The organism is Deltaproteobacteria bacterium (assembly GCA_019310525.1).
Classification (GTDB): Bacteria; Desulfobacterota; DSM-4660; order Desulfatiglandales; family HGW-15; genus JAFDEE01.
The window spans coordinates 14,792-37,862 of sequence record JAFDEE010000038.1 but is presented as its reverse complement, the minus strand read 5'-3'; the positions used below and the strand labels follow the sequence as shown (position 1 = coordinate 37,862).

Annotated in this window: 21 protein-coding genes and 2 riboswitches; of the genes, 16 read left to right on the top strand and 5 right to left on the bottom strand. The window is 58.0% G+C overall.

Annotated features, from left to right (window positions below):
- Position 1 precedes the first annotated feature (1 nt).
- Entirely contained in the window at positions 2-2,500 is a 2,499-nt protein-coding gene (locus tag JRF57_09035) for a vitamin B12-dependent ribonucleotide reductase (GenBank protein MBW2303842.1), read from the top strand.
- Between the two features lie 35 nt (positions 2,501-2,535).
- Here JRF57_09035 and JRF57_09030 read toward each other — a convergent pair whose 3' ends face one another.
- The 5 genes from JRF57_09030 to JRF57_09010 all read right to left on the bottom strand — a co-directional run bounded on the left by JRF57_09030 (position 2,536) and on the right by JRF57_09010 (position 6,174).
- A complete protein-coding gene (locus tag JRF57_09030) occupies positions 2,536-3,282 on the bottom strand; it encodes a ubiquinone/menaquinone biosynthesis methyltransferase (protein MBW2303841.1) in 747 nt (248 codons plus the stop codon).
- A 111-nt stretch (positions 3,283-3,393) separates the two neighbouring features.
- Positions 3,394-3,678, bottom strand: coding sequence for a hypothetical protein (locus JRF57_09025; protein ID MBW2303840.1), 285 nt, complete (start codon positions 3,676-3,678; stop codon positions 3,394-3,396).
- A 2-nt stretch (positions 3,679-3,680) separates the two neighbouring features.
- Complete coding sequence (locus tag JRF57_09020) at positions 3,681-4,793, bottom strand: AI-2E family transporter (protein ID MBW2303839.1); 1,113 nt, start codon at positions 4,791-4,793, stop codon at positions 3,681-3,683.
- Between the two features lie 85 nt (positions 4,794-4,878).
- On the bottom strand, positions 4,879-5,229 hold the full coding sequence (locus JRF57_09015) for a hypothetical protein (GenBank protein ID MBW2303838.1): 351 nt from the start codon (positions 5,227-5,229) through the stop codon (positions 4,879-4,881).
- A 261-nt stretch (positions 5,230-5,490) separates the two neighbouring features.
- Positions 5,491-6,174 (bottom strand): metal-dependent hydrolase, encoded by a 684-nt coding sequence (locus JRF57_09010; protein MBW2303837.1) that lies wholly within the window; start codon positions 6,172-6,174, stop codon positions 5,491-5,493.
- A gap of 339 nt (positions 6,175-6,513) precedes the next feature.
- Positions 6,514-6,893, top strand: a riboswitch (cobalamin riboswitch).
- 133 nt (positions 6,894-7,026) lie between these two features.
- Between JRF57_09010 and cobT the strand changes: the two genes are divergently transcribed.
- The 15 genes from cobT to cobJ all read left to right on the top strand — a co-directional run bounded on the left by cobT (position 7,027) and on the right by cobJ (position 22,960).
- Positions 7,027-8,088 carry a nicotinate-nucleotide--dimethylbenzimidazole phosphoribosyltransferase gene (cobT, locus tag JRF57_09005; protein MBW2303836.1) on the top strand — a complete coding sequence of 354 codons (1,062 nt, stop codon included), beginning with the start codon at positions 7,027-7,029 and terminating at the stop codon, positions 8,086-8,088.
- 86 nt (positions 8,089-8,174) lie between these two features.
- Positions 8,175-8,393: riboswitch (cobalamin riboswitch) on the top strand.
- Positions 8,394-8,708: 315 nt separating this feature from the next.
- Positions 8,709-9,686 carry a sirohydrochlorin cobaltochelatase gene (locus JRF57_09000; GenBank protein MBW2303835.1) on the top strand — a complete coding sequence of 326 codons (978 nt, stop codon included), beginning with the start codon at positions 8,709-8,711 and terminating at the stop codon, positions 9,684-9,686.
- Between the two features lie 56 nt (positions 9,687-9,742).
- Entirely contained in the window at positions 9,743-10,744 is a 1,002-nt protein-coding gene (locus tag JRF57_08995) for an iron ABC transporter permease (GenBank protein ID MBW2303834.1), read from the top strand.
- Complete coding sequence (locus JRF57_08990; protein MBW2303833.1) at positions 10,737-11,534, top strand: ABC transporter ATP-binding protein; 798 nt, start codon at positions 10,737-10,739, stop codon at positions 11,532-11,534. Before JRF57_08995 ends, JRF57_08990 begins: the two co-directional genes overlap by 8 nt.
- Positions 11,531-12,499: an ABC transporter substrate-binding protein gene (locus JRF57_08985; protein ID MBW2303832.1), complete on the top strand. Its 969-nt coding sequence runs from the start codon at positions 11,531-11,533 to the stop codon at positions 12,497-12,499. The genes JRF57_08990 and JRF57_08985 overlap by 4 nt, the downstream gene beginning before the upstream one ends.
- Positions 12,496-13,212, top strand: coding sequence for a precorrin-2 C(20)-methyltransferase (gene cobI / locus JRF57_08980; GenBank protein MBW2303831.1), 717 nt, complete (start codon positions 12,496-12,498; stop codon positions 13,210-13,212). Before JRF57_08985 ends, cobI begins: the two co-directional genes overlap by 4 nt.
- Entirely contained in the window at positions 13,209-14,282 is a 1,074-nt protein-coding gene (locus JRF57_08975; protein ID MBW2303830.1) for a nucleoside recognition protein, read from the top strand. Before cobI ends, JRF57_08975 begins: the two co-directional genes overlap by 4 nt.
- A 40-nt stretch (positions 14,283-14,322) precedes the next feature.
- Positions 14,323-15,822 (top strand): cobyric acid synthase, encoded by a 1,500-nt coding sequence (locus JRF57_08970; protein MBW2303829.1) that lies wholly within the window; start codon positions 14,323-14,325, stop codon positions 15,820-15,822.
- Between the two features lie 20 nt (positions 15,823-15,842).
- A complete protein-coding gene (locus tag JRF57_08965; protein ID MBW2303828.1) occupies positions 15,843-17,285 on the top strand; it encodes a cobyrinate a,c-diamide synthase in 1,443 nt (480 codons plus the stop codon).
- Positions 17,230-17,883 carry a precorrin-8X methylmutase gene (locus JRF57_08960; GenBank protein ID MBW2303827.1) on the top strand — a complete coding sequence of 218 codons (654 nt, stop codon included), beginning with the start codon at positions 17,230-17,232 and terminating at the stop codon, positions 17,881-17,883. The genes JRF57_08965 and JRF57_08960 overlap by 56 nt, the downstream gene beginning before the upstream one ends.
- 3 nt (positions 17,884-17,886) lie before the next feature.
- Complete coding sequence (locus JRF57_08955; GenBank protein ID MBW2303826.1) at positions 17,887-18,996, top strand: cobalt-precorrin-5B (C(1))-methyltransferase; 1,110 nt, start codon at positions 17,887-17,889, stop codon at positions 18,994-18,996.
- Positions 18,997-19,016: 20 nt separating this feature from the next.
- Positions 19,017-20,210 (top strand): precorrin-6y C5,15-methyltransferase (decarboxylating) subunit CbiE, encoded by a 1,194-nt coding sequence (gene cbiE, locus JRF57_08950; protein MBW2303825.1) that lies wholly within the window; start codon positions 19,017-19,019, stop codon positions 20,208-20,210.
- 21 nt (positions 20,211-20,231) lie between these two features.
- Positions 20,232-20,996, top strand: coding sequence for a precorrin-4 C(11)-methyltransferase (gene cobM / locus JRF57_08945; GenBank protein ID MBW2303824.1), 765 nt, complete (start codon positions 20,232-20,234; stop codon positions 20,994-20,996).
- A 156-nt stretch (positions 20,997-21,152) separates the two neighbouring features.
- Entirely contained in the window at positions 21,153-22,205 is a 1,053-nt protein-coding gene (locus tag JRF57_08940; protein ID MBW2303823.1) for a cobalamin biosynthesis protein, read from the top strand.
- Positions 22,106-22,960 (top strand): precorrin-3B C(17)-methyltransferase, encoded by an 855-nt coding sequence (gene cobJ, locus JRF57_08935; protein MBW2303822.1) that lies wholly within the window; start codon positions 22,106-22,108, stop codon positions 22,958-22,960. The genes JRF57_08940 and cobJ overlap by 100 nt, the downstream gene beginning before the upstream one ends.
- The last annotated feature ends 111 nt before the right edge of the window (positions 22,961-23,071 follow it).

Sequence of the window (23,071 nt, the reverse complement as noted above, 5' to 3'; positions counted from 1 at the left end):
CATGGGTCAGAAAAGGAAAATCAAGGAAGGCGAGGAGAAGACCTTCGACCTCGCAACCTACAAGTGGGACGACCGCGTCTTTTCAGACCTGCTGACGCGGGAAAACCTTCTCGACTCGGATCAGGCCCTGAATATCAGCCGTTCCCTGCGAGAGGAAATCCGAAAAAGGGAACTCCAGGTCCTCACCATACCCTTACTTGAAAGGATCATCGAGGATAAGCTTGCGGAGTACGGTATCGGCAAGGCTACCCCCTTGAAGCTGGAAAGCGCTCCCTTTCTTCGAAAAGAGGGGCCTGTCCTCTCGGAAAACGCCCGGACGGTTCTTGAAAGACGTTACCTCAAGAAGGATGCCAAGGGCCGTGTGATAGAGACCCCGGAGCAGATGTTTCGAAGGGTGGCGAAACACATCGCCAGGGCGGAGGAAAAATACGGTCATCCGGAGAGGGTGCCGGAGATGGAAGAGCGTTTCTACCGGTTGATGACCGATTTCCTGTTTCTCCCCAATTCACCCACCCTCATGAACGCGGGTCGGAAGCTGGGACAACTGGCTGCATGTTTCGTGCTCCCTGTGGATGACAGTATGGAAGGCATCTTCGATGCCTTGAAGAACGCGGCCCTGATACACAAGTCGGGCGGTGGAACGGGTTTTTCCTTTTCCAGGCTCCGGCCTAAAAACAGTAAGGTGGGCACCACAGGGGGAGTGGCCTCCGGGCCCGTCTCCTTTATGAAGATCTTTAATACCGCCACCGAGCAGGTCAAACAGGGGGGCACCCGCAGGGGGGCCAACATGGCCGTCCTACGGATCGATCACCCGGATATCATGGAGTTCATCTCCTGCAAAAAGGACCACAAGACCCTTAACAATTTCAACATCTCCGTGGCCGTGACGGATGCCTTCATGGAGGCCCTGTCCCGGGATGAATCCTATGATCTCTATGACCCACGGGACAACCGAAAGACCGGTCAACTGAAAGCCAGGGAGGTCTACGAGGCCCTGGTCCGTCATGCATGGGAAAGCGGGGATCCCGGTGTCATCTTCCTGGACAGGATCAACCGGGACAATCCCACCCCGGATCTGGGGGCTATTGAGAGCACGAACCCTTGCGGCGAACAGCCCCTGTTGCCCATGGAGGCATGTAACCTGGGCTCCATCAACCTGGCCAAGTTTATCAGGGAGGGAGAAAGGGGGGCGGCGATCGACTATGGGACCCTCAAGGAGACGGTGCATCTCGCCGTTCGCTTCCTGGACAATGTGGTGGACATGTCTCTGTATCCTCTTCCTGAAATCGAGCGAATGGCCAAGGGCAATCGCAAAATCGGGCTCGGTGTAATGGGTTTTGCCGATATGCTTTACCAGCTTCGCATCCCCTACGACTCGGAGAGGGCCCTCACCGTGGCGGAAGAGGTCATGTCCTTCATCCAGGAGGAGTCCCACGAGGCCTCCAGGATCCTGGCGGAGGAGAGGGGGGTTTTCCCCAATTTCGAAAAAAGTGTTTTCAGGAAAATGAAGAATGCCCGGTTCAGAAACGCCACCACCACGACCATCGCTCCCACCGGTACCCTGAGTATCATCGCCGGGTGCTCCAGCGGAATCGAACCCCTCTTCGCCCTTCACTTCGTCCGCAGGGTCATGGACAACGACGAGCTGGCCGAGACGAATCCTTACTTCGAAAAGGTGGCCCGGGAGATGGGATTCTATTCCCCGGAACTCATGGAAGAGATCGCCCGGGCGGGAAGTCTCCGAGACATCGAGGGAATACCTGAAGAGGTCAAGTCGGTTTTTGTCACGGCCCACGACGTGTCTCCGGAGTGGCATGTCCGGATGCAGGCCGCCTTCCAGAAGTACACGGACAACGCCGTATCGAAAACGGTCAACCTTCCCAGAGATGCCACCCCCGATGACGTTCGGAAGGTCTATGAGCTGGCATACCGCCTGGGGTGCAAGGGTGTCACCATTTACCGGGACGGCAGCAAGTCCAACCAGGTGTTGAGCGTCGAAAAAAGGGAGGAGCCCGGGGTGGGTGGGGTGGTTCCCCTTGTCAAGGAACGCCCGGAGACCCTGGAAGGGTTCACCACCAAGATCGCGACAGGCATGGGGAATCTCTATGTTACCGTAACGGAGTTCGAAGGCAGGCCCTTCGAGGTCTTCGCCACCATCGGAAAATCGGGAAAATCAACGATGGCCAAGACCGAGGCCATCGGGCGCCTGGTCTCCCTCGCCCTGAGATCGGGCATCACGGTGGACAAGATCGTTGACCAACTAAAGGGGATCTGCGGCGAGTATCCGGTTTTTCAAAAGGACGGCATGGTCCTCTCTATTCCCGATGCCATCAGCAGGGTCCTGGAAAGGCGGTATCTGAAGGACCGGCCGAAGGAAGGCAGGCGGGGGAAGAGGGAAAACACTTTACTGGGCACAGGGTGCCCCGAGTGCGGCCAGCCATTGAGCTTTGCTGAGGGGTGCATGACCTGTCACTATTGTGGTTACAGCCATTGCGGGTAATGCCTGAACCTTCACACGCTTTGCGCCCTCGCTTTTCATCCGGGTTTGTGACCCAGGTACAGCCAGGTCACCCCGAGGGTGAGGGGATAGGCCGATAACCTCACAAGGCCCGCTTCCTTCATCAGGACCTTGAAGGCCTCGGGCCCCGGAAAATTCATGACCGAGTCCGCCAGGTAGGTGTACGCGCCGGGGTTGGGAGAGAAGAAACGGGCCAGGAAAGGCAGGAGGGCGTTGAGGTAGACGCGGTATAGGGGCTTGAAGAATGGGGTCTTGGGGAGGGTGAATTCCAGAACCAGGACCTGGCCTCCCGGGACGACGACCCGGCGCATTTCCTTCAGGGCGTGGATTTTCTCCGGGATGTTCCGGATGCCGAAGGCCACTGCTACCACGTCAAACGCGTTGTCCCGGAAAGGCATCTGGAGGGCGTCGGCCTCCAGAAGACGGATACATCTCCCGTACCCCTTCATTTCCGCCTTTCTTCGTCCCACTTCCAGCATTTCCCGTACAAAATCCAGTCCCACCGCCTCGATTCCGGGGTGCCTTCTCACCGCCTCGATAGCCAGGTCCCCTGTACCCGTGGCCACGTCCAGGAGACGCCGGGTCATGGGAAATCTCATCTTCTCGACGCAACGCCGCCGCCAAGCGATATCCCTTCTAAGGCTGAGGAGGTGGTTGAGGAAATCGTACTTTCCGGTGACGGTGGAGAAGATGTCCTTGACCCATTGGACCTGCTGGCTTCCGGACATTTCCTTTACTGAAGGATATTTTTTCATGATGGTCATGGTGAGATCTTTGAAAAACGCCCCCTTTTGCCCAATCTTCCGCCTTCGCTATGGCTACGGCGTGACAAGCCCGCCAGACAGCCGGCGGACAAGCGGCGTCAGGCTCAGGGTTTAATCCTCGAAATACTTCAATGTATGGTGCCTGCCGCTTGGTATTCTAAGCGGGATGGTTAAAATTTTCGTCTTCCCCTCCGGGGCGTAGGCCTTACGGGCCGGTGGCTTGATCTTGAACAAAATTGAACGTTTTTCAAAGGTCTCATGGTATAAGAAATACTCCCTTCTAAGATTGAGGGGCTTTGCTGACAGCTTCCTTCCTCTAGCTTTTCCCGGCCTGCCAGCCTCTCCCTCCAGCCCCGGGTCCCCGGTGGCGGCATGAAGTTTGTTGAAACCTGGCAATGTCAAGGTTCTTCTTTTTCCAAACCTTCGGGATTTTCTGAAATCGCGTCCGGGGAGGCCTGAGGACCTTTCCTTTTCCTTGTCCAGGCCCTTAAAATGGCCTGGACAAGGGTGGCCAATGGAATGGCGAAAAATACTCCCCAAAAACCCATGGTACCGCCGAAAACCAGGACCGCCACGATAATCGCCACGGGGTGGAGATTGACGACCTCCGAGAAAAGGATGGCCACGAGCACGTTTCCATCCAGTATCTGGATCACCGTATAGGCCAGGACCGTGTATGCGAACTGAGAACTCCACCCCCATTGGAAGTAAGCCATGGATGCCACGGGAAGGACCATGAAAACGGCACCGAAGTAAGGAATGAGGACGGAGAGGCCCACAAAAAGACTCAAGAGCATAGCGTATTGCAGTTTAAGAAGGGTGAAGGTCAAGAAACTGGCCGACCAAACGATGAGGATCTCCCAGCATTTCCCCCGCACATAGTTTCCAATCTGGGTGTCCACTTCGTGCCAAATTTCAGAAACCATCCCCCTTTCTTTGGGAAGAAAACCCCCGATCCATTCCAGGATGCGTTTCTTGTCTTTCAAGAAGAAAAACACCATGAGCGGAACGAGGAAAAGATAAACGAGTATTGTAAAGAGGCTCCGTGCGGAGGCCAGGGAGTAAGAGAGGACCTTCTGGCCGAGAAAGCTTAATTCGGAGCGGAGGGCGGCGATCAGGTCCAGGACCTGCCGCTCGGATATGAAACCGGGAAAGCGTTCAGGCAGGTGCATCAATTCCCGTTGAACCCAGGAAATCATGTTGGGAAGTTCATGGACCAGTTGCCCGATCTGTCTCCAGAGGAGAGGGAACAGGCCGAGCAGCAAGAAGAGAAGAAATCCGGTGAAGAGCAGAAACACGAAAACCACTGCAAGCAATCGAGGGATCCTGCGCCGCTCCAGGAAATCCACCAGGCCTTCCAAGAGGTAGGCCATGATGAGGCTGGCGAGCACCGGTGCGAGAATGTCCCCGAGCATCAGGACGCCTGCGGCGCCGATCGCGAGCATGAGTGCCAGGATGACCACCTGGGGATCCGAGAAGTGATGTTTGAACCAGTTGCTGATTAAATTCATGTGAAATCTAGGTCAGTTTTTTTCGAAGGCCCCTGGGATTGCATGATCCACGGGGATGAGGTTTCCCTGGGTAGAAACAAAAGTGTCATCCTTTGGAAAACCACCGGTATATGATCAAGAGAGCAAGAAGTAAAAAGATGCCCCATTCGCTCGGATGCAGGTTTTCCCGGTAGACGACCACCCCGTAAAGGCTTCCGCCCAGGATCGAAATCGCCCCCATCATCAGTATACCACGTGAGAGGTTTATCCCTGTGGAGTAAAGGGCGAAGAGACAGGCGAAGGAGAGAAGCCCGATGAGCAGGCACCCGAGAAACCGGTTGGAGAGCAGGACCTGCAGGAGATCGCCCCCACCGCCGGCCGTTTTCTTGAGCATGAGGTTGAGAGTGACGTTCAGCACTGAAACCGCAACGATCAGCAGGATGGATAGGAGCTTCATGTCTCTCCTTAAATAGGGAATGCTTGTGAATCTTGCATATTCGGTAAGCCCGACCCTCGTAAGATTCAGGAAATTGAAAGGGATCGGAATACCCGATCCGCCGCCTTTACCGTTTTTGCTCTAGGGACCTCCCGGGAGAAGAGTAAGCAGAATTCGTCCTGCAGAAGATATGAGCCCGTAAGGAATCCGCACTCCATCCGGAAGCAGATAAATTCAGAGCGCAGGCGGCTTTTGGAAATCGCCGGAATGGGAAAGGGAGGCTCAAAGCCGGATCCGCTCTCCCGGGTTCATCACTGTTACGGGTATGCCCGTCTCCTTCTCTGTCTTCTCTTTCCAGGCCTGGGGATCCTGCCGAATCACGTCGAAGGTGTTGTAATGGATGGGGATGACCTGTTTCGGCTGGATCAGTTTTACGGCCCGAAGCGCATCTTCAGGGCCCATGGTGAAGTTGTCTCCTATGGGCAGGATAGCCAGGTCGATTCCCTCCTCACCGATAAGCTTCATGTCGTAGAAGAGACCTGTATCGCAGGCATGGTAGATCTTTTTCCCCTGGATATAGAGGAGAAAACCACATGGGTTCCCCCCGTAACTTCCATCCGGGAGTCCCGAGCCGTGGTGAGCGATGGTCAATTTGACCCGGCCCCAAGGATAATCAAAACCGCCGCCGATATGCTGGGGATGGACCTTTTCGAGCCCCTGTCCGATAAGCCAGTTGTGAATCTCGAAATTGGAGATGACCGTAGCTCCGGTTCGCCTGGCGATGTCCACGGTATCCCCAAGGTGGTCCCCGTGGCCGTGGGATACAAGAACATAGTCCGCCTGGATCTCCTCGGGACCGATGGGGGCGGTGGGATTTCCGGAAAGGAAAGGATCGATGAGAAGATGGGCTTCATCGGTCTCAACCAGGAAGCAGGCATGTCCGTACCAGGTCAGTTGGATTCCCATGTGACGCTCCTTTCAATCTTCTGGTTTTGTCCGCTCCGGGCAGTAGATTCTTCCGGCCCGGGTCCGATAAAAAATGAAGTGCCGACCTTCCCAGGGATGACCCACTGGAGATGAAAGAAAGCACTTTGATTATATCCTAAATTGAGCGTTTCAAAATTTGATGATTTGAAAAATATACATATGCTATGAGACCTTTGAAAGACGTTCAATTTAGGTATATATCATGAATGGGAGATCATGGGTACCCTTCTTCACGCTTTGAGGCCTTTGAAAAACGCCCTATCGGCCAAGACCCGGGGTGGGAAATAGCTGTTGACAATCCCATCCCCTCCTGGTAGGAAATTTCGGCAAAAGAAGGGTGACAAGGTGCCAATGTAAGGGAAGACGGTGCGAATCCGTCGCGGTCCCGCCGCTGTGATCCCTCCCCACTCCAAAAAGGGGCGTTTTTCTGAAGGTGAGACCTTTGAAAAACGTTCAATTTTGAGTCTGACCTGTCTGCCGTGCCTGCCTGCCCCTTGGAATGGCAGATAGGCCCGGCACAGGCAGGCGCAGAAATTGAGCAAAAGGGGGCGTTTTTCAAAGGTTTCAAGGTTCCGAAGGGAGATGTGGGGAACCCTTTCGGCCTTGTGAGTCACTGTTTCTCTTTAGGGGAATGGGAAGGCCGCCGAAAGGGGGGGAGAGCCAGAAGACCTATTGGCGCCTTTTCTGCTCGGAACTCGATGGTAAAGGGCTCCGGCTCATCACAGGATGTGCCAGGGCCCTTTTTTTCATTAGGGCCCAAGGATTCAAAGGTTGCAGGGATCACCCGCAGAAGACGGGAGGAAAAAAACGAAAAAGGGAGGAAGAAGAAAAATGGCCGACAAATTGGACAGAACCATCTCGAGCATCAAGGAACCCAGCCGGGAGGCCATGGAAAGGGCCAGGATTCGTCAGGACCAACTCACTAAGCCCCAGGGAAGCCTGGGAAGGCTGGAGGAGATTTCCATCAGGTTGGCCGGCATCCAGGGGAGGGAGCGGCCGGTAATAAGAGAGAAGGCCGTCATTGTCATGGCAGGCGATCATGGTGTGATCGAGGAGAATATCGTTGAATGGCCCCAGGAGGTCACGGCCCAGATGGTGCTCAATTTCCTTAATGGTGGTGCCGGTATCAACGTCCTTTCCCGCCATGCGGGTGCCCGGGTCGTGGTCGTGGACATGGGGGTTGCCACGGATATCCCGCCCCACCCCGCGCTCCTGTCCAGAAGGATCGACAGGGGCACGAAAAACATGGCCCTGGGACCGGCCATGACCAAGGGGCAGGCCCTGGCGGCCCTGGAGACCGGGATCGAGGTCCTGGAGGCCGAGGTGAAAAGAGGCCTTGACATCGTGGCCGCGGGGGACATGGGGATCTGTAATACCACCCCGAGCGCCGCCGTCTGCTCGGTGATAACCGGCAAGCCGGTAAGGGAGGTCACCGGCAGGGGAACGGGCATCGATGAGAAGCGCCTCGAGCATAAGATCAGGGTGATCGAAAAGGCTATCTCCTTGAACCGTCCCGACCCTAAAGACCCGATCGATGTGCTCTGCAAAGTGGGAGGGTTCGAGATTGCAGGCCTTGCCGGGGTTATGCTGGGAGCGGCTGCCAGCGGCATACCCGTCGTGGTGGACGGGTTTATTTCCGGGGCCGCAGCCCTGGTGGCCGCAGCCCTGGCTCCGGGTGTCAGCCGGTACATGTTCGCGGGGCATGTATCCACGGAACCGGGTCACCGGGCCATGATGACCCACCTCAACCTTGAGCCCATCCTGGACCTGAACATGCGCCTGGGAGAGGGGACGGGAGCGGTACTGGCCTTTTTCATCATTGAGGCCGCGGCGAAAATTCTCTCCGAGATGGCCACCTTTAAGGAGGCCGGGGTGTCCGAAAAGGAAGAATAGGGGGTGATGGGACCATCCAGGGCGGACCTTCGGGCTTTTCACGAAGCCGTCAGAATTCAATTGATTTCGACCGGGGTTTCTTGTTATAGAGAAAAATACATTCAGGTGCTCATTATGAGCCTAACAGGGAACCCCGTGAGAATCGGGGGCGGGCCCGCCGCTGTAATCGGGGACGAAAGCCGCATAAGTGCCACTGTCTTGATCCGCCCGGCCATTCTGGGAGATGCCCGGGGCGGTTGATGGGAAGGCGCGGCAAGTAGGATGATCCGAGAGTCAGAAGACCTGCCTGGATGTGGACCGTGACCTTCGTGGACAAGAGGCGCGGCTGTAAGGATCTCGAGGATAAAAGAGGGAAATCCCCGGATCGGATTCATTCGATCCGGGGATTTTTTTTGGGGGAACCGGCCGCCTGGTGAGAGTATTGAAGCAGGAAAGGGGCGCGATTCCTCCCCGAAGGCCGCAGCGGTCCGGAAACGGCGGAAGGAACTTGGCCCGATCCAGGAAGATAATCCTGATAAGAATTCGATCCCAAGACCTCTTCTGCCACACTCAGGGCAGGGACGAATGATGCGAGGGGGCCCGCACCGGATTCCAGGGCAAAAAAACAAGGAGGAAAAGGAATGAAAAGGCAGATGTTGGTAATGGTGCTGGTGTGTATGCTTTCTTTGACCATGGCCGTCCCTTCTTTCGCTATGGGCGGGCAAAAGGACAAAAGGGCGGTCGTACTCGCGGCATTCGGAACGAGTTACCCCTCGGCCCTGAATGGCATCTTGAACATCCGGGAACAGATCCAAAAGGCCTTTCCCGGCTTGGAGGTCAGGCTCGCCTTCACCTCCAACATAATCCGTAACATCTGGCACGAGCGGCAGAAAGACAAACAGTTCATCGGGAAACACCCGGATATCCCAAGGGATGTCTTGTTCGTCAAGGGGCCCCTGGCCGCCATCGCCGAACTGCAGGACGAAGGCTATCGAACCATCATCGTCCAGTCGACCCATATATACGACGGGGAGGAGTATACCGACCTCTGTTCCTACCTCAGAGGACTGAACAGCATCCGGACCATCAAGGCCAAGTACAGGCCCTTTGAAAAGCTGGTGGCGGGCAGACCGGCCCTCGGCAAGAACGGGCCGGAACCCGACTACCATGAGGACATGGCGGAGGCGGCAAAGGCCCTTCGGGCCGACGTGGAAATGGCGAAGGAGAGGGGAGCCGCCCTCGTCTATATGGGTCACGGGAACGAGACATACAGCACCGGTGTCTATGCAGAATTCCAGAAGGTCATGCGAAAGACCTACCCCGGTGTCGGGATCTTCGTGGGGACGGTGGAAGGTTTCCCTTCCAGGGAAGATGTCCTCTTTTCCTTGAAACACGCCGGGATAAGGAAGGTGATCCTCAAGCCTTTCATGGTCGTGGCCGGAGATCATGCCAGGAACGATATGGCAGGAAGCGAAGAGGACTCCTGGAAGAGCGTTTTTGAGAGGGAAGGCATCCGAGTGACCTGCGTCATCCAAGGACTGGGAGAAAACCCGGAGTGGGCAAAGATTTATCTCAGACACATGATGGATGCAGCTCGGGCGAACGGGATATCTCTCTAGGAGAACCCGGGAGCAGGGGCGGCTTGAGATCGCCGGAAACGGAGGCCGGGCATTTCATGCTCCTGGCCTTCGTACTCCTGCTGGTTATCCTGGTTTCCACCGCAATGGGGTACATGGAAATCCCCTTTCCGGGAGTCATCAAGACGATCGCCGCAAAGATCAGCGGCGATGATTCCCTGCTCCGGGACTTGAAGGGTGCCGTTCCCTATGTCATCTGGGAGGTAAGGCTGCCCCGGGTGCTCACCGCAGCTGCGGTGGGTGCGGGCCTTTCAGTTTCGGGGGTGGTGTTTCAGGGGATCCTGCTCAATCCCCTTGCCGATCCTTACACTCTGGGCATTTCGGCCGGCGCGGCCTTTGGTGCTTCCATCGCCCTCATCCTGAACCTTTCCTTCCTCGGACTATACACAGTCCCCTTTTTCGCCTTCCTGGGGGCTCTGGGAACGCTCGGGGTGGTGATCTTTCTGTCCTCCTTTGAAGGCGAGATGTCCTCCAACAGCCTGATCCTTTCAGGGATCATCGTGGCGGCCATCCTATCGGCGGGGATCAGTTTTCTTAAATACGTGGCGGATGAGCAGGTCTCGGTCATCATATTCTGGTTGATGGGGAGCTTCGCCTCCAAGACCTGGCCCGAGGTGTTACTTGCCCTGACCTGCGTGCTTGCCGGATTTTTGGTGGCCCTCTATTTCGCCCGGGATTTGAACATCATCTCCCTGGGTGACCGGGCCGCCGATTCACTGGGTGTTTCATCGAGCAGGGTGAGGATGTCCCTGCTGGTGGCGGCCTCTTTCATGACGGCCGTTTGCGTATCCGTCTCCGGGATCATCGGTTTCGTCGGTCTCATTGTCCCTCACCTTCTGCGGTTTCTGGCAGGCGCTGACAACAGGAAGCTTCTGCCCGCCTCGGCCCTGGCCGGAGCGATCTTGTTGCTATCGGCTGATACAATAACGAGGGCCATACTGCCGAGGGAGATCCCCATCGGGGTGTTGACCGCGCTCATCGGCGGGCCCTTCTTCTGCTACATCTTCAGAAAAAGGGGGACTCGAGGGATCCATGCATGAAAAATCCCTGTTTGAGGTCGAAGACGTCTGCTTCTCCTACGGCAGGGAGCCCGTACTGGAACACCTTTCCTTCACCATCGATCCCGGGCTTTTCTATGTGATCGTAGGGCCGAACGGATGCGGCAAGACCACCCTGGTGGATCTCCTTACCGGTCGAAAAAGACCAGCGTCCGGCACGATCCGGTTTCGCGGGCGCAGGGTGGATTCTTACAGGAAAAGGGCCCTCGCCCGAATGGTGGCGCTCGTTCCCCAGGACTTTCAGGTCTACTTCGATTTCACCGTCCAGGAGGTAGTGATGATGGGGCGGCATCCCTTCATCAAGCGATTCGAGGCCCCCTCCGGCGAAGACCTGAGGATCGTGGGGGAGGTCATGAGGGAAACCGGCGTGTATGGCTTCAGGGACAAGCTCATCACGGAGCTGAGCGGCGGGGAAAAGCAGCGCGTGGTGTTCGCTCGCGCCCTTGCCCAGAGGACTCCGGTCCTGATCCTGGATGAGGCAACGTCTAACATGGATATCCGGTTTACCCTCGACCTTCTCGATCTCGTATCGAAAAGGGTGAGAGCGGAGAATCACACCGTTGTAGCCGTAATGCACGATCTGATCCTGGCCTCCCTGTATTCGGACCGAATCATTTTCATGAAAGGGGGCAGGGTGTTCGCGGAAGGAGATACGGACGAGGTCCTGAGCGAAAAAAACATCGGAGAAGTTTTCAACGTGGAGGCCAGGGTAACGGTTGACGCCGCCACCTGTTCACGGCATGTGATCTTCAAGAGGAGGGGAACGTTATGAAAAGACCGGCCCTTCATTTTCCGTGCCCGGTTTTCCTCCTTTTGCTTTTGGCTTTACCCTTTAGCGGATACGCAGGCGGGCCGGAGACCGGGCCGGAACGGGACTTTCCCGCCGGGAGGCCTTACAGGCGGATCATATCTCTGTATCCCGCCCACACTGAGAACCTGTTTTCTCTCGGTCTCCGTAAGGAGATCATCGGGGTCTCGAAGAAAGAGGCCTGTCCGCCGGGGGCGGGGGTGAAACCCCTGTTCAGTTACCACGATGATCCGGAGAGATTACTGGCCGCCAAGCCGGACCTGGTGCTCATCAGGCCCATGATCGAGCATGGGTATCCCGGACTGGTCTCCAAGCTGAGGGGCGCCGGTATACGGGTGGTGTCGATTCAACCGAAGAGCGTGGAAGAGATGTTTCGCTACTGGAAGGAACTGGGGACCCTGACAGGCAGGGAGCGGGAGGCCGCGAGGATGATCGATACATTCAAGAGGGGGCTCCAATGGGTTGCTTCCCGTTTGGATACGGTTCCCCCGGGACTGCGAAAACGGGTCTACTTCGAGGCCATCCACAGCAAGATGAAAACCTTTTCGCCCTCTTCGATCGCTATGTTCGTCCTCAAGAGTGCAGGGGGGATCAACGTGGCCGGTGACGCCCGGACGGTGAGACAGACGAATATCGCGGCCTATGGGAAGGAACGCATCCTATCCCATGGTGATGAAATCGATGTCTATCTAGCCCAGCATGGGACCATGAACCCTGTCACCATCCGGCAGATTATGGAAGAACCTGGGTTTAGGGCCATCAGGGCGGTGCGGGAAGGAGAGGTGTACCTGGTGGATGAAAAGATCGTTTCCAGACCCACCCTGAGACTCCTGGAAGGTATTCGGGAGATAGCGAGGATCCTTTATCCCGATCGGTTTGAGGGGCCGGGCGAACCCGCCGCCGGGGGAGAGGAGACGGATAACCGATGAAGACGGGAACGTTTTATGGAATCGGGGTGGGACCCGGAGACCCTGAGCTTGTCACCATGAAGGCCGTAAGGATTTTGAGAAAGGTGGATGTCGTGTTCGCCGCGTCCAGCACCAAGAATGAGGGGTCTTTGGCCGCTGAGATCGTGTCTCGATACCTGAAGAAAGACATCCCCGTAAGACTTCTCGGATTTCCCATGACCCGCAGGAGGGAAACCCTGAAGGAGGCCTGGCGGGAGAACGGACGGAGGCTCCTGGACGTCCTGCTTGCGGGCAAAGACGCGGCCTTCGTTACCCTGGGGGATCCGACCACTTACAGCACCTTCGGATATACGGCGGGGGCCATCCGGGAGGCGGCGCCCGAGATCCCCATCGTCGTGATTCCGGGCATCACGTCTTACCAGGCCGCCACGGCCGCAACCTGTCGTTCCCTGGCGGAGGCGGAGGAGTCCTTCACCGTGGTTTCCGGGGCCCTGGGCGCAGACAGGCTCAAGGAAGTGATTCACACGACCGACAATGTCGTGATTCTCAAGGTATACCGAAATTTCAGGGAGATAAGGGAAGCCCTCGAAGAACTGGGTCTGACCTCAGGGTCCATCCTGGTATCCCGTTGCGGACTCGAGGGGGAGGAGATCGTGTATGATTTAAGGAAATATCCGGACAAGACCCCTCCCTATCTTTCTCTCATCTTGGTAAGGAAAAAAGGTGTGGGATGAAGAAGAAAATTTCTTACCTCCCCTATGTCCTGGTCTCCCTCTTGGCGGTCGCGGCCTTCGCCGGTCTTCTCGCCGGAGCGCTGCCGGGCGGTGTATCTCTCCAGGACTTCAGGTCGTTCCTGGATGGGGTGGTCCGCCCCCTGTTGAGGCTCACTCTTTTCATATCCGCCGGCCTGGCCGTGGGTTACTTTGTCGAGATGGCGGGGTGGACGGATCGAATTTCCGTAATGGCCCGCCCCATCATGAAATGGGGGCACCTGGATCACCATGTGGGAGCCGCCTTTACAACGGCCTTCTTCTCGGGCACCTCATCCATCTCCATGCTCATGTCCTTTTACCGGGAGGGAAAGATCGAGCGGAAGCAGGTGATTGTGGGGGTGCTCTTGAATACCTTCCCCTCTTTTTTTCTTCACCTGCCCACCACCTTCTTCATCCTGGTGCCCCTTGCGGGGAGAGCCGGGGCCCTGTACCTGGGCCTGACCTTCGGCGCAGCGCTCCTGCGGTTGGCAGCGGTATTGTTCTATGGACGCTTCTTTCTTCCGAAACCTGGAAGACCTTTTCACAATGACAGGGAGAGAAAGCAGAGGGATTGGTATGGGCTTTTGCTGGAACTCCGAAAAAAATTTCTTAACCGATTACTTCGGGTCATGGTAATCGTTCTTCCCGTGTATTGCGTCATCATGTGGATATCAGGCATCGGGTTCTTTGAGTGGGTCAGAAAAGGCCTTGCCAAGGGGATCGGATCCGCATTGATCCCGGTGGACGCCATGTCCATCATCATCGTGAGCCTGGCCGCTGAATTCACATCCGGGTACGCCGCAGCCGGTGCGATGCTGGACTCCGGGACCCTGAATGTCTCCCAGACCGTGCTGGCCCTGCTGGTGGGAAACATCGTGGCCGCTCCCGTGAGGGCCTTTCGCCACCAGATGCCTGTTTATATCGGCGTGTTCGGCCCAGGCTTGGGCGGCACCTTGATGTTCGCCACCCAGGCCTTTCGGTTGATCTCCCTGATTGCGGTGGGGACGGTGTTTCTCGGACTGGTCTCGGCCCAGGGGGCCTTGGGCGGGTGATGGTGAAACCGGCCCCCCACTACTCAATAAGGAATGTCCAATGGCCAAAGGCATAATGTTCTTGGGAACCGGAAGCGACGTGGGAAAGTCCATTGCCGCCGCCGCATTCTGCAGGATCCTCCGGCGAAGGGGTTACCGGGTCGCTCCCTTCAAGGCCCAGAACATGTCCAACAATTCCTACGTGACCGTGGAGGGGGGTGAGATCGGCAGGGCCCAGGTGGTCCAGGCCGAGGCTGCAGGGGTGCTCCCCTCGGTACACATGAATCCGATACTTCTCAAGCCTTCCAGCGGTCTGGGGGCCCAGGTCGTCCTGCAGGGAAAGGTCCTGGGCCGGATGGGAGCGAAGGAGTACCACGAGTTCAAGCCGAGGTTGAAAGAGGCCGTAATGGAATCTTACTCCCTTCTTGCCCGAGAATACGACTTCATCGTCATGGAGGGCGCGGGGAGTTGCTGCGAGATGAATCTGAAGGAAAACGACCTGGTTAATTTTTCCATGGCCAAAGCGGCCGGTGCCCCTTGCATCCTCGTGGCGGATATAGATCGGGGCGGGGTTTTCGCCCAGATCATTGGGACCTTCGCTCTCCTGGACCCGGAGGAAAGAAACTTGACGGCGGGCTTCCTGATCAACAAGTTCAGGGGCGATCCCCGGCTTTTCGATTCCGGAATCGATTTCATCGAGAAGAGGACTGGAAGGCCGGTGATGGGCCTGGTTCCTTTCTTCAACGACATCTTCATCGATTCGGAGGATTCCGTGGCGGTCCAGGAGGACAAGCGGACCCGGAGGCCCATCGGCCCGAACACCTTGAATATCGCTGTGATCGGGCTCCCCGCGATCTCCAATTTCACAGACCTGGAGATCCTCGAAAGGGAAGAAGACGTTGTGGTCAACTACCTACGGCGGCCCGCTGAACTGACCTCGGGGTACGATTGCGTCATCATACCTGGGACCAAAAACGTCATGGAAGACGCCCTCTGGCTCGGAAAGAGAGGATGGAAGAAAAGGATACGGGACTTCACCGGGGCAGGCGGAGTGGTTCTCGGCCTTTGCGGTGGGTATCAGTTGCTGGGGAAGCGGATCGCCGACCCTGGGGGAGTGGAATCCAGCCGGGAGAAGGTGCGGGGTCTCGATCTGCTTCCCCTGGAGACCGTCCTGGAGAGCGAAAAGGTGGTTCAAAAGGTAAGCGGGATGTGCCTCTGGAACCGAAAGAGGGTGAGCGGCTATGAGATCCACATGGGGCGCACCAGGCCCCTGAAAAAGGCGGGCGGCCCCTTTCTCCGAATCCACAGGCCCGGTGAGGGTTTTTCGTGGGAAGAAGGGTGGATCGGGGAGAAGGGCCGGGTGATGGGAACCTATGTGCATGGGCTCTTCGATCGGCCAGGTTTCCGCGCGAGCTTCCTTAACAGGCTGAGGCGGGCGAAGGGGCTCAAGGAAAGGCGTCCGAAGCAGGGCCGCCTAAGCCGTTTTCACCAGTACGATCGTCTCGCGGATCATTTCGAGGCCCATTGCGACTGGGAAAGGATATTGGCAGCGGCGCGATGATGTTAAGGGAGGAAAAAGGGATGGGAATCCCAGCCTTTGTCATCGCCGGAACCCACAGCGGGTGCGGCAAGACCACCGCAGCATTGGGGATCATGGCCGCCCTGAAGGCCAGGGGCCTGAGGGTTCAAGCCTTCAAGGTGGGTCCGGATTTCATTGACCCGGGTCACCACCGGCGGATTACGGGGCGCGCTTCCCACAACCTGGACGGCTGGATGATGGGCGCGGATTACAACCGTGGGATCTTCGGCCGGTACGGGCGGGACGCGGATGTCGTGGTGGTGGAAGGGGTCATGGGGCTCTTCGACGGGTTCTCGGGCAGGGACGATGCCGGATCCACCGCCCAGATGGCCAAGTGGTTGAACCTCCCCGTGATCCTCGTCATCGATGCCGGGGCCATGGCGCGCTCGGCAGGTGCTGTCGCTCTGGGCTTTTCGCGGTTCGATCCCGCGCTGTCCATTAGAGGTTTCATTTTCAACCGCGTGGGGAGCCAGGGGCATGGGCGGATGCTGGAGGATGCCGTTCGTTCGATTACTGCACCGCCCGTCCTGGGATGCCTGCCGACCTGCAGGGGCCTGGAGATCCCTTCCAGGCACCTCGGACTCGTGACGGACGAGGATTTCCGTATGGATGAAGACGCGGCCCGGAGACTGGCCGACTGGATCGAGGAGAATTTGGACCTTGACGGTCTCTTGGGGTCCCTGGAGCCGGTCGAGATGGCCTTGTCGGAGACAATAATGGGCGGGGATGGGCCGGAGAGAGCGGAGTCGAGGATCCGCATCGCTGTGGCCCTGGATGAAGCCTTTTGTTTCTACTACCCGGAAAACCTGAGGCTCCTGGAGGAAGCCGGGGCGGAGCTGGTTCCTTTTTCACCCCTGCGATCCGAGCACCTGCCAGAAGATCTCGACGGCTTGATACTCGGCGGAGGGTATCCCGAGCTCCACTGCGAAGCACTTTGCAGCAACCGGACCCTGATGAATGAGATAAGGGACTTTGCCCTGGACGGAGGTCCGGTGTACGCGGAATGCGGGGGATTCATGTATCTCATGAGGGAGATCAGGGACCTGGAGGGCCGCTCTTTCCCCATGGCCGGGGTGTTTCCCGTGTCCGCATGCATGGAAAGACGCTTGAGCGCCCTGGGCTACAGGGAGATCATTACCGGCAAGGAGAGCCTGCTGGGGCCCCCGGGCACCCGGGCGAGGGGCCATGAATTCCACTATTCCCGAATCGTCGGGGAGGACGGGCTGCCGGAGCGTATCTACTCCGTGAGAGGCCGAAAGTCGTTCCTCAAGGCTCAAGAGGGTTATTCCATACGCAGGGTCCTGGGTTCCTATATCCACCTGCACTGGGGATCCAACCCGGAGGTGGCGGGCCATATCGTGGATTACTGCCGCACTTACAGGGGGGGACATGGAGAGAGAAAGAACACCGATGGATCCAGGCGAAATAGAGAAGAGATCCTTTGAGATAATCGAATCGGAGGTGCCGGAACCCCGGCCTTTCAATGGAAGGGAGTGGCTGATCGTAAGGAGGATGATCCATACTTCGGCCGATTTGGATCTCCTCTCACTGGTTCGGTTCCATCCGGATGCCGTGAGGCATGGCATGGAGGCCCTCAAAAAGGGTTGCCTGATCGTTACCGATACACAAATGGTGCGGATGGGCATCACCCGGGGCCGCATGGAGCGGCTTGGCTGCGAGGTGGCCTGTTACATAAACGACCCCGAGGTCCGTGATAAGGCGGCAAGGGGCGGGCGGACCAGGGCCGCCCTGGCCGTGGATCGTGGCATTTCCCGGCTTGAGGGATCCCTGTTCGTGGTTGGAAACGCCCCGACGGCCCTTTTAAGAATCCTGGAGATCCTGGAGGACAATGGCCCCACGCCCGCATTGATCGTCGGGATGCCGGTGGGGTTTGTCAGTGCAAAGGAGTCCAAGGATCTGCTCATGGCCCAGGAAACCGTCCCTTATATCACCGTCGAGGGCCGAAAGGGAGGATCGGCCCTTGCCGCCACCGTGGTGAACCAGTTGGCAGAGATGGCCCTTGAAGAGCAAGGGAAGGGTTGACCCATGCCCGGGAAGCGCCTTCGCCATGGGTTTACCACAGGGTCTGCGGCGGCGGCAGGCGCAAAGGCGGGTGTCCTGTTCCTCGGGGGAGGGGCCCGGCCAAGGGAGGTGGAAATCCCGCTCCCTGAGAGGGGAAGGCTCAGGGTGCCCATCGCGGGGATATCGGGCCGTGGAACCGGGGGGTGTACTGTCACAGTGGTGAAGCACGCAGGAGACGATCCTGACGTCACCCACGGAGCGGAGATCAGGGCTGTCGTGCGCCTTTGTCCCGGGGCCGGAAACAAGGAAGTCACTATAAGGGGAGGAAAGGGGGTCGGCAAGGTCACGAGGCCCGGCCTCCCCGTGCCCGTCGGGGAATGGGCCATCAACCCCGCGCCCCTCAGGCAGATCAGGGCGGCGGTGTTGGAGGGCCTGGAAGAGACCGGGATCAGGAGCGGGGTTTCCGTAACCATCGAGGTCCCGGAGGGTGAAAGGATAGCCCAAAGGACCCTGAACCCGCGCCTGGGAATCGTGGGGGGTATATCCATCCTGGGTACCAGGGGGACGGTCAAGCCTTTCTCCCACGAGGCCTATCGGGTGACCGTGCAGGTGGCAATGGATGTGGCGCGGGCCGCCGGGCTTGCGACCATTGCCCTTTCCACGGGGGGAAAAAGCGAGCGATACCTGAGGAAACAGAGGCCGGATCTCCCGGAGGAGGCCTTCATCCAGGTGGCCGACTACTTTGCTTTTTCTCTCAGGGAGGCGGCCTCCAGGGGGTTCGGGGAGATTCTTTACGCTTGCTTTTTCGGAAAGCTCGTCAAGGTGGCCCAGGGCCATGCCCATACCCATGCCGGAAGGTCGAAGATCGACTTCGGCCTTCTCTCTTCATGGGCCCTTCTCGCGGGTGTGGAGAGAGAAAGGGCCGGGAGGATCGCCGGGGCCAACACGGCCAGGGAAGCGCTAAAATGGATCCTCGGCGACGAGCGAGGGGGGCGCTGCCTGGAGGAGATCGCAGAAAGGGCCCTGGCCTCGGCCAGGGGGTATGGGGGGAGGGCGCCGGGTATCACCCTGTATCTTTTCGATTTCGAGGGCGGTCTGCTTGCCCGCAAAAGGGATGGAGGATCACGCTCATGAAACCGATCCACGTGCTCGGAATGGAGCCGGATTCAAGGGAGCTTGCACCCCGGCAGGCCCAAAGGATTGCCTCCGCCCAGGTGCTGGTCGGAGGTGAGAAACTGCTGGGGCGGTTCGAGGGACATCCGGCCCGGAAGATCCCTATCCGAAGCCCCTTGGGGGAGGTCCTTGAAGTGGTCAAGAAGGAAGCCGGCCGGGGAAAAGATGTGGTGGTATTGGCCGACGGGGATCCGGGGTTTTTCGGGATCGGGAGATCCCTGATCGACGCCCTTGGAAAAGAGGCCGTGGTTCTGCACCCGGCTGTCACCACTCTCCAGGCGGCCGCCTCCAGATTGAAGATTCCCTGGCAGGATATCCAGGCCGTTTCCCTTCACGGCAGGACCGACATGATGCCCCTTCTGAGGCTCCTGGTGCGCAAAGACAAGGTAGCCGTTTACACAGGACCGGACTTCGGGCCGGGCCGGGTGGCGGAGGAACTGTTGCGGAGGGGCGTGGATACCTTCCACATGCATGTTTTTGAGAACCTGGGTGAAGAATCGGAGCGAATGAGGTGCCTTGACCTGAAGAAAGCGGCCGGGGAGCGTTTTTCTTCGCCGAACTTTGTAGTTTTGGAGCGAAGGAAAAGGCCCGGAATCCCCCTTTGCCTGGGATTGGACGACGAGCGGTATCTGCACCAGCGGGGGCTCATCACCAAGCGTGAAGTGCGCGCGGTAGGACTTTCCGCCCTTGAGATCGAGCCGGTTCACACGGTCTGGGACCTGGGTTCCGGGTGCGGTGCTGTGGCCATTGAGGCCTCTGTGTTGGCACATTGTGGAAGGGTCCTGGCCGTTGAAAGGGATTCGGAAAGGGTTGGGTTCATCCGGGAAAACATTCGCCGCACGGGAGCATACGTGGTTGAGGTCGTCCAGGGGGAAATGCCCGAATGCCTGGGATCGCTTCCCGACCCTGACCGGGTTTTCATCGGTGGAGGCATGGGCAAGGGAGACGGGCTCCTGGAAGAAGTGATGAGGAGAGTCAAGCCGGGAGGGAAAGTGGTCCTTCACCTGGTGCTCCTGGGGTCCCTCTCAAAGGCAAGGGATCTCCTGGGCGCACAAGGGTGGCCCTTTTCTATCACCCAGGTTCAGGCAGGCAGATCGAAGAGCCTGGCCTCGGATCTGCGGTTCGAGGCCTTGAACCCGGTATACGTTGTGAGGGCCACCAGGCCGTTGGACTGAAGTTCGCAAGAGGATCAGGAAATGAAAGAGAAAAAATGCCAGGTTTATTTCGTGGGGGCCGGGCCGGGAGATCCGGAGTTGATCACGATCAAGGGCCGGAAGTGTATCGAGCAGGCGGATCTGGTCCTTTATGCCGGCTCCCTGGTGCCCGGGGCGGTGGTGGCATGGGCGGGGAAAGGTGCTGAGGTGCGGGATTCATCATCCATGACCCTGGATCAGACCCATGCCCTCATGGTTGAAACCGTGCGAGGGGGGGGAACCGTGGCACGGGTCCACACGGGTGATCCATCCCTCTACGGCGCGGTAAGAGAACAAGCGATCCTCCTGGAGAGGGAAGGCATCCCCTATGAAATCGTTCCCGGCGTCACCGCGGCGACGGCGGCGGCGGCCTCCGCAAGGGTCTCCTTTACGCTCCCCGAAAAGGTCCAGACCCTGATCATCACACGGCTTGAGGGCCGAACCCCCGTACCTGAAAAGGAGCGGTTGAAAGAACTCTCCCGCCACAATGCATCGATGGCCCTCTATCTCTCGGCATCGGATCCCGAGGGGATAGCAGAAGGGCTCCTTGCCGGGGGATACGACGCGAAGACCCCGGTGGTTACAGCCTACCGGGTGGGGTGGCCCGATGAGTTGATCCTTCGGTCCAGGGTTTCAACCCTGGTGGAAACGGTCAGGACCGCCGGCATTCGAAGACAGGCCGTGTTTCTGGTGCTCCCGGGCCAGGAGGAGGAACCCGTTTCTTCCAGACTTTATTGCCCGGACTTTTTACATGGATTCAGGAAATGAGTTGGATCGTTTTTTTGAGTAGGGTTCAAGGATTCAAGGGGTCCAGGGTTTGAGTGAGAAATCGGGATTTAATGAAAAAATGATTTTCACTTGACCCCTTGACCCCTAAAGCTATCGACTTCAGCCGATAGTATTTTGCCGGGTTCAAGATTGTTTATGCAAGATCCAGGGAGACAGACGGCCATATACGCCCTGACCCCACGGGGAGGACGCCTCGGGAGGATGCTGGCCCACGGGATGAATGGAGATCTTTTCATGCCTTCACGCCTTGCCGAATCCTATGGAGCCGTTCCCTTCGAGGGGCTGCGAGAGGCCGTGGCAGCTAATTTCAGGCGGTATCCCCGCCAGATCTTCATCTCGGCCGCCGGGATCGTGGTACGGGTCATCGCTCCCCACCTCAGCTCCAAGGATAAGGACCCGGCGGTGGTGGTTCTGGACCAGGAGGGGCGATATGCGGTCAGCCTGCTTTCGGGACATCTTGGAGGAGCCAATGAATTGGCCGGGGAAGTGGCCTCCCTTACTGGCGGCCGGGCGGTCATCACCACGGCGACCGATGCCGCGGGCCTTACGGCGATCGACGTCCTGGCAAGGGAAAAGGAGATGGCCATCCTGAACCTCGGCGGAGTAAAGGCCGTAAACATGGCCATACTGTCCGGCGAGCCCGTTCAGGTGTTCGATCCCGAAGATCGGCTTTTTTTCGGGCAAGGTGGAAAGATCCCTTTTCCCATGATGAGAATCGCCGAGGAGAAGGAGTGGGTAAAGGGACGTCCAGGGGTCTGGGTCACCTGGAGACGCAAGGAGCCCGAGACCACGATGATGCAGTTGGTCCTCCATCCAAGGTGCCTGATAGCGGGAATCGGTTGTAACAGGGGAACGGAAGGCCGTGAGATCATAGATTTGGTGGTAAGCACCTTTGAGAGATATTCCCTTGCCATGAAAGCCCTGAAATGCCTGGCCAGCATCGAAGCCAAGCGGGACGAGGAAGGGCTCAAAAGGGCGGCCGAGGAACTGGGGGTGCCTGCGGTTTTCGTGGATCTTTCCGAGATCCGCTCCGTTAGCGTCCCTCACCCATCGGTGATGGTTGAGAAACACATGGGAGTACAGAGCGTATGCGAAGCAACGGCTATAGTGAAATCAGGCAACGGAAGGCTCCTGATTCCCAAAACGAAAAGCCGGAATGCAACCCTGGCCGTGGCCCTGGAAGGTTGACCGTCGTAAGCCTCGGTCCCGGCTCTTCCCTGTACCTGGTCCCAAGGGCAAAGAGGGCGCTTGAGCGGGCGGAAGTGGTCGTGGGATACAAGACCTACCTGGAACTCATCGAACCGGGCCTTCTCGCGGGCAAAAAAATCATCTCTTCCGGCATGAGACAGGAGATTGCCAGGTGCCGGGCGGCCGTCGAGGAGACCCTCGGGGGGCGGGAGACCGCCGTCGTCTCCAGCGGTGATGCCGGGATCTACGGCATGGCCGGGCTTATCCTGGAGATCCTGGCCGAGGAGGGTTTTTTGGGATCCGTGGAAGTGGAGGTGGTTCCAGGTGTTCCGGCCTTTTCAGCCGCCTCTGCGCTCCTGGGCGCTCCCCTCATGCATGACTTCGCCGTGATCAGCCTCAGTGATCTCATGACACCGTGGGAGATGATTGAAGCCAGGGTGGAGGCCGCGGCAAAGGCGGATTTCGTCCTGGTCCTATACAATCCAAGGTCCAAGAGGAGGGATTGGCAACTGGGCTGCGTGAAGGAAATGATCCTGAAGTACCGGGGAAAGGACACGCCCGTGGGGATCGTGAGAAACGCGGCCAGAGAGGGGGAGTGGGTGCAGATCACCTCCCTGAGTGAACTGGATGAAACCGTCGTTGATATGCTCACGATGGTCATCATCGGCAATTCGGGTACGCGGGTTCTGGGAGGGAAGATGGTTACCCCAAGAGGCTATCACACGAAGTACCCAACTAGAAAAGAACATCCGTGACTTGCAGCTTTAATCTTTTTAGAAACAATCTTGAAGCTGTTGACTGCTTTCGGAGTTTATTCAATGCCTCAAGATACTGCCCCACCCCATCCTGTCCATTTGTGAATGGGG